The 12,802-nt window shown below is 71.1% G+C and carries 13 protein-coding genes and 1 riboswitch; of the genes, 8 read left to right on the top strand and 5 right to left on the bottom strand.

What is annotated here, in order from left to right:
* The first annotated feature begins 226 nt into the window (after window positions 1-226).
* From BJ981_RS24875 to BJ981_RS24855, 5 genes are all read left to right on the top strand, one after another.
* Entirely contained in the window at window positions 227-1,090 is an 864-nt protein-coding gene (locus BJ981_RS24875; RefSeq protein ID WP_184614256.1) for an ABC transporter permease, read from the top strand.
* Window positions 1,063-1,845, top strand: a complete 783-nt coding sequence (locus BJ981_RS24870) for an ABC transporter ATP-binding protein (RefSeq protein ID WP_184614254.1) — start codon at window positions 1,063-1,065, stop codon at window positions 1,843-1,845. The genes BJ981_RS24875 and BJ981_RS24870 overlap by 28 nt, the downstream gene beginning before the upstream one ends.
* Window positions 1,842-2,837, top strand: a complete 996-nt coding sequence (locus tag BJ981_RS24865) for an ABC transporter substrate-binding protein (RefSeq protein WP_184614252.1) — start codon at window positions 1,842-1,844, stop codon at window positions 2,835-2,837. Before BJ981_RS24870 ends, BJ981_RS24865 begins: the two co-directional genes overlap by 4 nt.
* Complete coding sequence (locus BJ981_RS24860) at window positions 2,837-3,988, top strand: LLM class flavin-dependent oxidoreductase (protein ID WP_184614250.1); 1,152 nt, start codon at window positions 2,837-2,839, stop codon at window positions 3,986-3,988. Before BJ981_RS24865 ends, BJ981_RS24860 begins: the two co-directional genes overlap by 1 nt.
* Before the next feature lie 284 nt (window positions 3,989-4,272).
* Window positions 4,273-4,530 carry a hypothetical protein gene (locus tag BJ981_RS24855; protein ID WP_184614248.1) on the top strand — a complete coding sequence of 86 codons (258 nt, stop codon included), beginning with the start codon at window positions 4,273-4,275 and terminating at the stop codon, window positions 4,528-4,530.
* A gap of 15 nt (window positions 4,531-4,545) precedes the next feature.
* Here the strand turns inward: BJ981_RS24855 and BJ981_RS24850 are convergent, their stop codons facing one another.
* From BJ981_RS24850 to BJ981_RS24830, 5 genes are read right to left on the bottom strand one after another with little or no spacing between them, the layout of a single operon-like run.
* Entirely contained in the window at window positions 4,546-5,037 is a 492-nt protein-coding gene (locus BJ981_RS24850) for a PH domain-containing protein (protein ID WP_184614245.1), read from the bottom strand.
* Window positions 5,034-5,504: a 6,7-dimethyl-8-ribityllumazine synthase gene (gene ribH / locus BJ981_RS24845; protein WP_184614243.1), complete on the bottom strand. Its 471-nt coding sequence runs from the start codon at window positions 5,502-5,504 to the stop codon at window positions 5,034-5,036. Before ribH ends, BJ981_RS24850 begins: the two co-directional genes overlap by 4 nt.
* 34 nt (window positions 5,505-5,538) lie before the next feature.
* Window positions 5,539-6,756: a bifunctional 3,4-dihydroxy-2-butanone-4-phosphate synthase/GTP cyclohydrolase II gene (locus BJ981_RS24840; protein ID WP_184614241.1), complete on the bottom strand. Its 1,218-nt coding sequence runs from the start codon at window positions 6,754-6,756 to the stop codon at window positions 5,539-5,541.
* Window positions 6,753-7,376, bottom strand: a complete 624-nt coding sequence (pnuC, locus tag BJ981_RS24835) for a nicotinamide riboside transporter PnuC (protein WP_184614239.1) — start codon at window positions 7,374-7,376, stop codon at window positions 6,753-6,755. Before pnuC ends, BJ981_RS24840 begins: the two co-directional genes overlap by 4 nt.
* On the bottom strand, window positions 7,373-7,993 hold the full coding sequence (locus BJ981_RS24830; RefSeq protein ID WP_184614237.1) for a riboflavin synthase: 621 nt from the start codon (window positions 7,991-7,993) through the stop codon (window positions 7,373-7,375). The genes pnuC and BJ981_RS24830 overlap by 4 nt, the downstream gene beginning before the upstream one ends.
* Window positions 7,994-8,302: 309 nt before the next feature.
* Window positions 8,303-8,433, bottom strand: a riboswitch (FMN riboswitch).
* A gap of 403 nt (window positions 8,434-8,836) precedes the next feature.
* Here BJ981_RS24830 and BJ981_RS24825 point away from each other — a divergent pair.
* The 3 genes from BJ981_RS24825 to BJ981_RS24815 all read left to right on the top strand — a co-directional run bounded on the left by BJ981_RS24825 (window position 8,837) and on the right by BJ981_RS24815 (window position 12,769).
* A complete protein-coding gene (locus BJ981_RS24825) occupies window positions 8,837-9,859 on the top strand; it encodes an ABC transporter permease (protein WP_184614236.1) in 1,023 nt (340 codons plus the stop codon).
* A 63-nt stretch (window positions 9,860-9,922) separates the two neighbouring features.
* Window positions 9,923-11,713: an ABC transporter substrate-binding protein gene (locus BJ981_RS24820; protein ID WP_184614234.1), complete on the top strand. Its 1,791-nt coding sequence runs from the start codon at window positions 9,923-9,925 to the stop codon at window positions 11,711-11,713.
* 75 nt (window positions 11,714-11,788) lie between these two features.
* Window positions 11,789-12,769: an ABC transporter permease gene (locus tag BJ981_RS24815; protein WP_184614232.1), complete on the top strand. Its 981-nt coding sequence runs from the start codon at window positions 11,789-11,791 to the stop codon at window positions 12,767-12,769.
* Window positions 12,770-12,802 lie beyond the last annotated feature (33 nt).

Below are 12,802 nucleotides of genomic sequence, written 5' to 3'. Positions count from 1 at the left end.
CGTACCGGGTGCCGCATCCGGCACCGTGCCGGACGCCACGGCGGAGACCTCTTCGGACACCTCATCAGACTACGCGCGGCGGCCCCCGTCCGCTCGGGGGCCGTACGACCCGGGAGGGCTGCCGGTGCGCGTCTGGGGCCGGTCATAAAACCCTATTGACCCGGTAGGAAATGACGGCAATTATGGGGAGGAGGCCGCACGAGAACAACCCCTGCGAGGTTCCTTGATGTCGTCCCCCGCACTGGACGTTCAGGCGGCACGGGCCCCTGGCCCGGCCGCCGGGCCGTCCACCGTCTCCGTTCCGCCCCCGCGCGCGTCCCGTGCCCCGCGCCGCGCCCGGGCCTGGCGGCGATGGCTCAGCCCTCTGGCCGTCGTCGTCCTCTGGCAGATCGCCAGCGGCGCCGGGCTGCTGCCCGAGCGCCTGCTCGCCGCGCCGAGCACGGTCGCCGCCACCGCCACCGACCTGATCGCCGAGGGCGTCCTCCCCACGGCGATCGCGGTGTCCCTGCAACGGGTCGCCATCGGCTTCGCCGCCGGCGCGATCGCCGGCGTGCTGCTCGCCGTGGTCGCCGGGCTCGGCCGCCCGGGCGAGTACGCCGTGGACCCGATCATGCAGATGCTGCGGGCGCTGCCGTTCTTCGGCCTGATCCCGCTGTTCATCCTGTGGTTCGGCATCGGCGAGACGCCCAAGGTCACCCTGGTCGCGCTCGCGGTGTCCTTCCCCCTCTACCTCAACACCTTCGCCGGCATCCGCGGCGTGGACGGCAAGCTCGCCGAGGTCGCCCGCACCCTCAAGCTCGGCCGCGCCGCGCTGCTGCGCCACATCGTGCTGCCGGGCGCGCTGCCCCAGACGCTGGTCGGCCTGCGGCAGAGCCTCGGCGTGGCCTGGCTGGCGCTCATCGTCGCCGAGCAGGTCAACGCCGACGCCGGGCTCGGCTTCATGATCAACGACGCCCGCGAGTTCCTGCGCACGGACGTCATCGTGGTCGGCCTGCTGGTCTACAGCGCGCTCGGCCTGCTCACCGACGCGCTGGTACGGCTGCTGGAACGGAGGGCGCTCTCATGGAGACGCGGATTCCTCGCCGAGTAGCCGGGCTGCGCGGGCTGACCCGCCGCTTCGGCGACCGCGCCGTCCTTTCCGGCCTGGACCTGGACATCGAGGGCGGCGAGTTCATCGCCCTGCTCGGCCGCAGCGGCTCGGGCAAGTCCACCCTGCTGCGCGCGCTGGCCGGCCTGGACCGCGACCTCGAAGGCGAGCTGAGCGTCGGCGGCTCGGTGGCCGTCGCCTTCCAGGAGCCGCGCCTGGTGCCCTGGAAACGCGTCCACGCCAACGTCGCCCTCGGCCTGGACGTCCCCGACGCGGGCGCGCGCGCCGACCGCGCTCTGGAGGAGGTCGGGCTGAGCGAGCGCGCGGGCGCCTGGCCGCTCACGCTGTCCGGCGGGGAGGCCCAGCGGGCCAGCCTCGCCCGCGCCCTGGTCAGGGAGCCCGATCTGCTGCTGCTCGACGAGCCGTTCAGCGCCCTGGACGCGCTCACCCGCATCACCGTCCACCAGCTCGTCCTGGACCTGTGGGCCCTGCACCGCCCCGCCGTGCTGCTCGTCACCCACGACGTGGACGAGGCGCTGCTGCTCGCCGACCGCGTGCTGGTGCTGTCGGAGGGCCGCATCGCCCACGAGTACGCCATCACCGCGCCACGGCCCCGCCACCGCGACCATCCCGACCTCGTGAACCTGCGCGACCGCCTGCTCCGCGCCCTCGGCGTGGCGGCGCGCGAGCACCGCACCGACCCCCCCGGAGGAACCGCGATGACCACCCCACCCCTCGCACCGGAGGCCGCACCATGATCGCCAAGGCCGTCCGGCTGCTCGCCGCGGCGGGCCTGGCCGCGACGCTCGCCGCCTGCGGGGCGTCCGCGTCCTCCCAGGGGTCCTCCGGCTCGGGGGGCGGCCTCGCCGGGGTCACGCTGCGGGTCGGCGACCAGAAGGCGGGCTCCCAGGTGCTGCTCACCGCCTCCGGCGAGCTCGACAAGCTCCCCTACAAGGTGACCTGGGCCCAGTTCACCTCGGGGCCGCCGCTGCTGGAGGCCGTCAACGCCGGAGGCGTGGACATCGGCGCGGTGGGCAACACCCCGCCGATCTTCGCGGCGGCCGCGAACTCCAAGATCGCCGTGGTGGCCGCCGACCAGATGAACGCCAAGTCCTCGGCCGTCGTCGTGCCGCCCGGCTCCCCCATCACCGCCACCGCGCAGCTCAAGGGCAGGCGCGTCGCGGTCGCCAAGGGCAGCTCGGCGCACTACCACCTGCTCGCCGTGCTCAAGAAGGACGGCCTGTCCTTCAAGGACATCACGGTGAGCTACCTGCAGCCCGCCGACGCCCTGGCCGCGTTCACCTCCGGCCGGATCGACGCCTGGGCCATCTGGGACCCCTACACCTCCCAGGCGGTGGTGCAGAACAAGGCCAGGATCCTCGTGGACGGCACCGGCTACGTCAACGGCTACAACTTCCAGGTCGCGGGCCGCGACGCGCTCGCCGACAAGGACAAGACCGCCGCGATCCGCGACTACCTGGCACGCCTGCAACGCGCGAAGATCTGGGCCAACACCCACCAGGACGAATGGGCGAAGGTCTGGGCCGAGGAGACCGGCCTGCCCGTCGAGGTGACCGGGCCCGCCGCCGCGAACCGCGTCACGAGGATCGTGCGGATCGACGACGCCCTGGTCGCCTCCGAGCAGGAGATGGCCGACGCCTTCGGCGCCGAGGGCCTCATCCCCGGAAAGATCGATTTCGCCGGCTTCGCCGACCGGCGCTTCAACGACCTCGTGAAGAAGGACGCCTGATGAGCCTGAGGTTCCACTGGTTCCTGCCCACCTCCGGCGACAGCCGGTCCCTCATCGGCGGCGGCCACGGGCTCCAGCGCGGCCACGGCCGGGCCTCCGCGGCGGCGTACCGGCCGCCGTCCATCGACTACCTCGGCCAGATCGCGCGGTCGGCCGAGCAGCTCGGGTTCGACGCCGTGCTCACCCCGACCGGCACCTGGTGCGAGGACGCCTGGCTGGTCACCGCCGCGCTCACCCAGCAGACCAGGACGCTGCGGTTCCTGGTGGCGTTCCGGCCCGGGTTCGTCTCCCCCACGCTGGCGGCGCAGATGGCCGCGACCTACCAGCGCATCTCCGGCGGCCGGCTGCTGCTCAACGTCGTCACCGGCGGGGAGACCGCCGAGCAGCGCCGTTTCGGCGACCGCCTGTCCAAGGACGAGCGGTACGCCCGCACCGACGAGTTCCTGTCGATCGTGCGCGGCGCGTGGAGCGGCACGCCCTACGACTTCTCCGGGGTCCACTACCAGGTGGAGGGGGCGACGGTCGCCGAGCCGCCCGCGCCGGTCCCCGAGCTGTACTTCGGCGGCTCGTCGGCGGCGGCGGGCCGCGTCGCGGCGCGCCACGTGCAGACGTACCTGACCTGGGGGGAGCCGCCCGCGCAGGTCGGCGAGAAGATCGCCTGGGTGCGGGGCCTGGCCGCCGAGGAGGGACGGACGCTGCGGTTCGGCGTCCGCCTGCACGTCATCGCCCGGGACACCTCCGAGGAGGCGTGGGCGGAGGCCGGGCGGCTGCTCGCGGGCCTGGACCCCGAGGACGTCCGCACCGCGCAGCAGACCCTGGCCCGCAGCGAGTCGGTGGGACAGAAGCGCATGCTGGCCCTGCACGAGGGCTTCCGGCGCGACGGCGGCGGCGTCCACGACCTGGAGATCCACCCCGGCCTGTGGGCGGGGGTGGGGCTGGTGCGCGGCGGCGCGGGCACGGCCCTGGTGGGCAGCCACGCCGAGGTCGCCGACCTGATCGAGGAGTACGCCGCGCAGGGCGTCGCCGAGTTCGTCCTGTCCGGCTACCCGCACCTGGAGGAGGCGTACTGGTTCGGCGAGGGCGTGCTGCCCGAGCTGCGCCGCCGGGGAGCCCTGGACGGCGCGCGGGCGCCCGTCCGGCTCAGCGCCTGACCCTCCCGCCCGGCCGGCCGCCCTCTCCCTCCGGGGGCGGCCGGCCTTCGGCGTGCCCGCGCCCGCCTTCGGCGGGGCCGTCCGCACGGCATACGGCCTGACCCGGTCGGTCTTTCCCGCCCGCGGGACCACGGAATGTACTTGAATCGCTACTCGGGCGTGTCCGCGGCGGGTCCCGCGGCGACCAGCACTTGAACGCTTCGCATGACATTCCGTGAATGCGATGTTGACTCGGGTTACCGGCGAAGGGAAGCTGTCATCGTGACTCTCATCGGCCACGCCTCATGGCGCTCGTGAAACGCCTGTCGCTCGCCGAGGTGCGGCAGCGCCACGGCAGGACGTGGGAGATCCTGGACTTCTACGGCGGGTGGGTGGCATACCGGCGCAACCCGTGGTCGACCTCCGCGGCCCGGTTCGGCGTGTCCAACGTCCTCGGCGCCGACGACCTCGACGACCTGGCCCGCCAGCTGGAGGAGCAGGCGACCGCCGAGTCACGGCGCAAGAGCCGCCACCCCGCCCAGCGCCCCGGAGACGACGCCTGAGCCACGGCCGCGGGTTCAGCCGCGGTCCGGGGCCTCGCCGTACTTCTGGATCAGGGCGCGCAGCTCCGCCACCGCCTTGCGGGACCTGGCCTTCTCGGTGCCCTGGATGCCCATGGCGCCGACGCTGGAGCCGTCGGCCAGGTCCAGCTTGGGCCACGGCTCCCCCTCGGGCAGCGTGACGCCCAGCACCTCGGCCCACTCGTAGCGGTGGACGCGCGCGGCGTTCACGACCGTGACGCCCCGCTCGTCCGCCTCCACCCGCAGCCGCCCGAGCAGGTGGAGGATGAACGCCACCAGCGCCGCGAACACCACCACGCCGATCTTGTCGGGCAGCCGGAACGGCGGCGGCAGCACCACCGCGAGCACGACCGCGCCGACCACGATCACCGTGGCGGCCGAGTAGGCCATGACGCGGGCCCGGCGCGGCCGCCAGATCACCGGCAGCGGCGGCGGCTCGGGCTCAGACACGACGCGGAAGGCGGGCGGATCGGCGGGGCACTGGGTCATCCTTTCAGCTCACGCAGGACCAGAGCGGTCTCGATCGCCGCGACCGTGGCCTCGTACCCCTTGTCCTCGTGACTGCCGGGCAGACCGGCCCGATCTACGGCTTGGTCAAGAGTGTCACAGGTGAGGACGCCGTTGCCCACCGGAGTCGACTCGTCCAGCGACACCCGGGTCAGCCCGGATGTCACAGAATCGCATACGTACTGGAAGTGCGCGGTCTCGCCGCGGATGACCACGCCGAGCGCCACGACGGCGTCGTGCGTCCTTGCCAGGGCCTGGGCGACGACGGGGACCTCCAGCGACCCGGCGACCCGCACGGTGCGGCGCCGGGCGCCGCAGTCGTCGGCGGCGCGCTCGGCGCGGGCCACCAGCCGGTCGGTGATCCGCTCGTGCCAGCGGGCGGCCACGATGCCGACCGTGAGGCCCTCGGCGCGGACGGGCGCCGCGGCGGGCCGCCCCTCGCCGCTCATCGGCGCTCCCCGCCGGCCGCCGGGCGCTGCTCGCTCATCTGACTCCTTCGATCTGGTGGCCGAGGCGGTCGCGCTTGGCCGTCAGGTACTTGATGTTGTACTCGTTGGCGGCGACCGGCATGGGCTCCCTGCCGATCACCTTGATGCCGTACCCGTCCAGGCCGCGGAGCTTGGCCGGGTTGTTGGTCAGCACCCGCACCGACCTGACGCCGAGGTCGGCGAGCATCTGGCCGGCGTTGGAGAACTCGCGGGCGTCCACGGGCAGGCCGAGCTCCAGGTTGGCGTCCACGGTGTCGCTGCCGTTGTCCTGGAGACTGTAGGCCCTGAGCTTGGCCAGCAGGCCGATGCCGCGCCCCTCGTGCCCGCGCAGGTAGACGATGACGCCCCTGCCCTCGGCGGCGACGGCGCGCATGGCGTGGTCGAGCTGGACGCCGCAGTCGCAGCGCAGCGAGCCGAGGACGTCCCCGGTGAGGCACTCGGAGTGCGCGCGCACCAGCACGTTCTCGCCGTCGCCGAGGTCGCCGTAGACCAGGGCGACGTGCTCGCCGCCGTCGATGCCGCTGGCGAAGCCGTAGGCCCGCCAGATGCCGTAGCGGTTGGGGATGTCGGTGACGGCGACCCGCGAGACGACCTTCTCGGTGCGCCTGCGGTACTCCACGAGCTGCTCGATGGAGATCAGCGCCAGGCCGTGCTCGTCGGCGAACCTGCGCAGCTCGGGCAGGCGGGCCATGGTGCCGTCGTCGTTGACGATCTCGGCGAGCACCCCGGCCGGGGTGAGCCCGGCGAGCCGGGCCAGGTCGACCGACGCCTCGGTGTGGCCCCGGCGGGCCAGCACCCCGCCCTCGTGGTAGCGCAGGGGGAAGATGTGGCCGGGCCGCACCAGCTCGTAGGGCTCGGTGGCCGAGTCGGCGAGCGCGCGGATGGTCCTGGCCCGGTCGGCCGCGGAGATGCCGGTGGTGACGCCGTCGCGGGCGTCCACGCTGATCGTGTAGGCGGTGCGCAGCCGCTCGCGGTTCTGCTGGACCATCAGGGGCAGGCCGAGGCGGTCCAGGTGCTCGCCCGTCATGGGGACGCAGATCACGCCGCTGGTGTAGCGGATCGTGAACGCGAGCAGCTCGGGGGTGGCCTTGGACGCGGCGAAGATGATGTCGCCCTCGTTCTCGCGGTCCTCGTCGTCGACCACGACGACCGGCCTGCCCGCGCGGATGTCGGCGATCGCGCGCTCGATCGTGTCGAACGTGATGTCGCTCATGCTGGTGCCACCTCCGGGGTGCGCGTCCGGTACTGCCGCGACCACTCGCGGACGCCGAGCATGACCAGGACGAAGAAGATTCCGTAGACCACCCCGGACACGTAAAGCCCGGAGGTGAAGGCCAGGGGGACGCCGACCAGGTCCACGGCCACCCAGATCCACCAGAAGTCGATGAGGGCCCTGCCCTGCGCGTAGGTGGCGACGGCGCTGCCGACGAAGATGTAGGCGTCGGGGAGCGGCGCCCAGGACCACCCGGTGGCGGCGAAGAAGAGGGCGACGAGGCCGGTGCCCGCCACCATGACGGCGATCAGCGCGGCCCGCTCCAGGTCGGTGCCCGGGCGCACGCGCAGGTCGTGCCCGCCCCTGACGCCGCGCGTCCACCTGACCCATCCGTAGATCGCGAGCACGCCGAACATGACCTGCTTGAGCGCGTTGCCGGTCAGGTGGGCCTGCAGGGACGCCACCAGCAGCAGGACCGAGCCCGCGAGCTGGACCGGCCAGGTCCACACGGTGCGCCGCATGGCCAGCCACACGGTGGACAGCGCGCCGGCGTTGCCCGCGAGGTCGGTCCAGAGGACGTGCTGCCCGAAGACCTCGAAGCCCGCCGTGGTCCAGCTCATGACGCCGGGCCTCTCGCGGTGACGAGCCGTTCGACGTACTTGGCGATGACGTCGACCTCCAGGTTCACCGGGTCGCCCGGGGCCTTGTGCCCGAGGGTGGTGAGCTGGAGCGTGGTGGGGATGAGGCTGACGGAGAACTCCGGGCCGCCGTCCGGCCCGTCGTCCCGCACGGACACGACGGTGAGGCTGACGCCGTCGACGGCGATCGAGCCCTTCTCGACGACGTAGCGGGCCAGCTCGGCGGGCAGGGAGATCCGCACGACCTCCCAGTGCTCGCCGGGCTCGCGCGCCAGCACGGCGCCGGTGCCGTCGACGTGGCCCTGCACGATGTGGCCGCCGAGCCGCTGGTCGGCGCGGACGGCGCGTTCCAGGTTGACGCGCGCGCCGGGGACGAGGGAGCCGAGCGAGCTGCGGTCCAGGGTCTCCTGCATGACGTCGGCGGTGAAGGTGTCGCCGGTGGCGTCCACGACGGTCAGGCAGACGCCGTTGACGGCGATCGACTCGCCGTGCCGGGCGCCGTCGGCGACGATCTTCCCCCGGATGGCGAGGCGCGCCGCGCGGGGCAGGGTCTCCACGGTGGCGAGCTCGCCGAGCTCCTCAACGATTCCAGTGAACATCAACGCTCCTTTGCCGGCCGGGGCGGCCGGGGCCCGGGACGATCAGGTCCTGCGACAGGAAGCAACCCGGAGCGGCCCCCGCGTCTTCCTGCGCGGTGGCGGCAGGGGCGTGGCAGGGAGGGCGAGGCCGGCGCTGAGAACGCCAAGAACGCGATGAACGCGATGACACGTGGTGGACGTGCTGTACACGGTGACGTCTGTCGTCGCACCCGGCCCCTCCTCGCCTGCGGCTTGCTGCCACGGCGGGCCCCGGGGAAGAGTGCGGCGCACGCGCACCACACAGATGCCCGGCGACAGGGGTCGCCGGACGCGCGCGCTGCCTCCCATCCGGACTTTCACCGTCGGTCCTGGAGTTCCACCAGGTCCACCGGCCGATGGACTCGGCCGGGTCGCGGACTGTCACCGCCGGTTCGGAATTTCACCGACCCCGGAGCACGCTGCTCTGCTCTCAGTGTGCCATGCCACGCAAAGAGGACGTAACCCTCGGCACCCCTATCTCACCCGGACGCTCGCGAGCCGGGGTGGCGGGCTCGGGCGGAGGGGGACGACCAGCGCCGCGCGGGGGTAATTGGCGGCACATCACGAATAATCCGATGAAATCGTCTTGTCCAGGTCTTGCTTGTGTCACAAAATCGTGACACTTGAATCTGCGTGTAATGCGCAGTCTGTCCTACCTGATCACCGCAGGTCAAGAGGGCTGTGGACACAACCTGATTGACATTGCACAACGAACGGCGAAATCGTGTAAAGGATGCGTCTGGGACATTGACCGGCAGGTAATAAATTGCCAAGGTTCCCTCAAGTCACGATTTACCGCGATCGATCTCTGGTGGCACCCGGACAATGACACTCCCCTCACAGGCCAGGTCCGAGACGGCCCCCGGCCCCGGCGAAGGCCCGGCGGCCGCGGACGAGGCCCGCTCATCCCTGGTGGGCCGTTCGCCGGCCCAGCTCATGTGGCGCCGCTTCCGCCGGGACCGCACCGGGGTCACGGCCGCCTTCGTCGTGGCGTTCTACTTCCTCGTCGCGCTGCTCGCGCCGGTCATCTCCTGGCTATACGGCAAGGACGCCTACACGCCCTATGGCCAGAACGCCGATGGCCTGCTCAACGAGTACGGCTACCCGATCGCGCCCAACGGGGGCATGAGCGGGGATTTCTGGTTCGGCCTCGAACCAGGGCTGGGCCGCGACGTGTTCATGCAGCTCGTCTACGGAATCCGCACCTCGCTGTCCATCGCGATCATCGTCACGATCGTCACGACGATCATCGGCGTCGTCATGGGCATCTGGTCGGGATACGCCGGAGGCAAGACCGACTACGTGATCGGCCGGATCATCGACACCCTGCTGGCCTTCCCGTCGCAGCTCTTCCTCATCGTGTTCCTGCCGGTCGTCGAGGCCGCGTTCGTGTCCCCCGAGGAGGAGACCCCGGTCTGGCTGCGCTACGTCTCCATCTGCGTGGTGCTCACCGTGCTGGGCTGGGCGACGATCTCACGGCTGCTGCGCTCGCAGGTGCTCTCGCTGCGCGAGCGCGAGTTCATCGAGGCCGCGCGGGTCACCGGCGCGTCACCGGCGCGGATCATCTTCAAGGAGCTGCTGCCCAACCTCTGGACGCCGATCATCATCCAGTCCACGCTCGCGCTGCCGCTGTACGTCGGCGCGGAGGCCGGCCTCGGCTTCCTCGGCGTCGGCATGACCGAGCCCACCCCGGACTGGGGGCGCATGTTCCTGGTCGGCTCCAACGTCTACCACCAGGACATCACCTATCTGATCTTCCCCGGCGTCTCCATGGTGATCTTCGTCGTCGCCTTCAACCTCCTCGGCGACTCCCTGCGGGACGCCTTCGACCCCAAGACCCGGCGATGAGCCGCTCCACCCCCCGCTGACCTGCGGACCAGGACCAGCACGTACATGATCAGGAAGGGCGTTATGACAGTCTCACGCAGGAGGGTCACCGCGGCGGCGGCGATCCTCACGGCCGGGGCCCTCACGCTTGCGGGCTGCGCCAAGGGCGGAGGCGGCGGCCCCGCCGCGACCGGCGGCGGCGCGGCCACGCCCACCAAGTCCCTGGAGAACAAGGCCGTCAGCGCCATCACCGTGGGCACCGCGGCCGACTCCAACGGCCCGGCGAACCCCGTCGAGGGCGCCAAGCGCGGCGGCACGGTCAACATGATCGACCGCGACGACTTCTCCCACCTCGACCCGGGCCGGGTCTACCTCAACTACAACGCCACGGCGTCGCTGCTGTTCACCCGGCAGCTCACCGGCTACCGCCAGGCCGCCGACGGCTCGCTCAAGCTGGTGGGCGACCTGGCCACCGACACCGGCACCACCACCGACGGCGGCAAGACGTGGAAGTTCACGCTCAAGGACGGCCTGAAGTGGCAGGACGGCTCGGCGATCACCTCGGCCGACATCAAGTACAGCGTCGAGCGGCTCTTCGCGCCGTTCATCACCGAGGGTCCGACCTACCTGCAGCAGTGGCTGGCCGGCGCCGACTACCGCAAGGCCTACGAGGGCCCGTACAACGGCAAGTCCCTGGACGCGATCGAGACGCCCGATGACAAGACGGTCGTCTTCAAGCTGAAGGAGGCGCACCCGGACCTGAACTTCACGGTGGCCATGACCGGCTACGGCGCGGTGCCGAAGGCGCAGGACACCAAGGAGAAGTACGACAAGAAGCCGTTCTCCTCGGGCCCGTACCAGATCGTCAGCCACATCACCGACAAGTCGATGGACCTGGAGCGCAACCCGCACTGGGACCCGAACACCGACCCGATCCGCAACGCCTTCCCCGACAAGTGGCACATGGAGTTCGGCCTGCAGTCGCAGCAGTCCACCGAGCGCTTCCTGGCCGACAGCGGGCCGGACAAGACCGCGATGACGTTCCACAACGCGGTCGCGCCCGAGCGGGTGCAGGAGGTCCTCGGCAACGCCGAGGCGATGAAGCGGTCCATCCAGGGCCTGACGCCGTTCACCACGTTCTACAACCTCAACAGCAAGCGGCTGACCGACGTGAAGGTCCGCCAGGCCATCATCAAGGCGTGGCCGTCCAAGCAGCTCCAGCTCATCTCGGGCGGCGAGATCAACAGCGGCAAGATCGCCACCACGGTGATGAGCCCGACCGTGCTCGGCTACGAGGCCTTCGACCTGTACGGCACGCTGGCCAAGCCGAACGGCGACCCCGAGGGCGCCAAGAAGCTGCTGCAGGAGGCCGGCAAGCCCAACCCGACGGTCGTCTACGCCTACAACCAGACGCCGACGCAGGAGAAGATCACCGTCGCGATCAAGGACGCGCTCGGCAAGGCCGGCTTCAACGTCGTGGCCAAGCCGCTGAACCCGGCGACCTACTACGACGCGATCGGCCCGGTGGACAACAAGTACGACATCTACTGGACCGGGTGGGCCGCCGACTGGCCGACCGGCCAGACCGCGATCCAGCCGCTGTTCGACAGCCGTCTGATCGCCGACAACTCCACCAACTACAGCCACTTCAGCAACCCTGAGGTGGACGCCGCGATCGACGCCGCCAACAAGATCACCGACGCGGCCGAGGCCGGCAAGGCGTGGGCCGCGCTCGACAAGAAGATCATGGAGCAGGCGCCCATCGTCCCCGAGTACTACCAGACCTACTTCGGCCTGTACGGCTCGGGCCTCGGCGGGGTGGAGTTCAGCCTCGTCCAGGGCGAGCAGTCCCCGCTGAACGTGTACGTCAAGTAGTCCTGAGCCGCCGCCCGGCAACGCCCGGGCGGCGGCGCCCGTCCCCCGCACGTCCCGCAGAAGAAGCCCGAGGCCATGTTCCGGTTCTTCGTACGCCGCCTCATCGGCGCCGTCGTGATCCTGCTGATCATCAGTGTGGTCACGTTCTTCCTCTTCTACGCCGTCCCCCGTGATCCCGCGCGGGCGTTCTGCGGGAAGATCTGCTCGCCGGAGAACCTGGCACTGATCCGGCACAACCTCGGCATGGACCAGCCGCTGTTCGTCCAGTACTGGCACTGGCTGGCCGGCATCTTCACCGGCCGCGACCTGGTGCAGTTCGGCGTGTGCGCCGCCCCCTGCCTCGGCTACTCGTTCGCCACCCAGGAGCCCGTCTTCGGCGCGATCCTCGACCGCTTCCCGGTGACGCTGTCGGTGACGCTCGGCGCGGCGGTCGTGATCCTGTCCTTCGGCGTCGTCACCGGCATGATCGCGGCCTGGCAGCAGGGCAAGCCGCTCGACAAGATCGCGAGCACGTCCTCGGTGATCGGCGCGTCCCTGCAGATCTACTTCGTCGGCCCGCTGCTGGTGTTCTTCATCGTCGACAGCCTGGGGCTGCTGCCCCGCCCCTCCTACATCCCCTTCACCGAGGACCCGCTGGGGTGGTTCGTCCACCTGCTGATCCCGTGGGTGGTGCTGTCGATCATCTTCACCGCCAACTACACGCGCATGACCCGCTCGACCATGGTCGAGCAGCTCGCCGAGGACTACGTCCGCACGGCGCGGGCCAAGGGCATGTCCGGCCGGACGGTGTTCCTCAGGTTCGCCTGGCGCGGCGCGATGATCCCCATCGTGACCATCTTCGGCGTGGACCTCGCCACCCTCCTCGGCGGCGCGATCATCACCGAGCAGACGTTCACCCTGCACGGCATCGGCGAACTGGCCGTGCGCGCCGTGCAGAACACCGACCTTCCCATGCTGCTCGGCGTCACCCTCGTCGGCGCCTTCGCGATCGTCATCCTGAACATCGTGGTGGACGTCCTGTACGCCGTCATCGACCCCCGCGTGCGGCTCGGATGACCGGCGCGCGCCCCGAGAACGCGAAGGAGCGGC

It is taken from the genome of Sphaerisporangium krabiense, assembly GCF_014200435.1.
GTDB lineage: Bacteria > Actinomycetota > Actinomycetes > Streptosporangiales > Streptosporangiaceae > Sphaerisporangium > Sphaerisporangium krabiense.
This window is presented reverse-complemented; position numbering and strand designations above follow the sequence as displayed.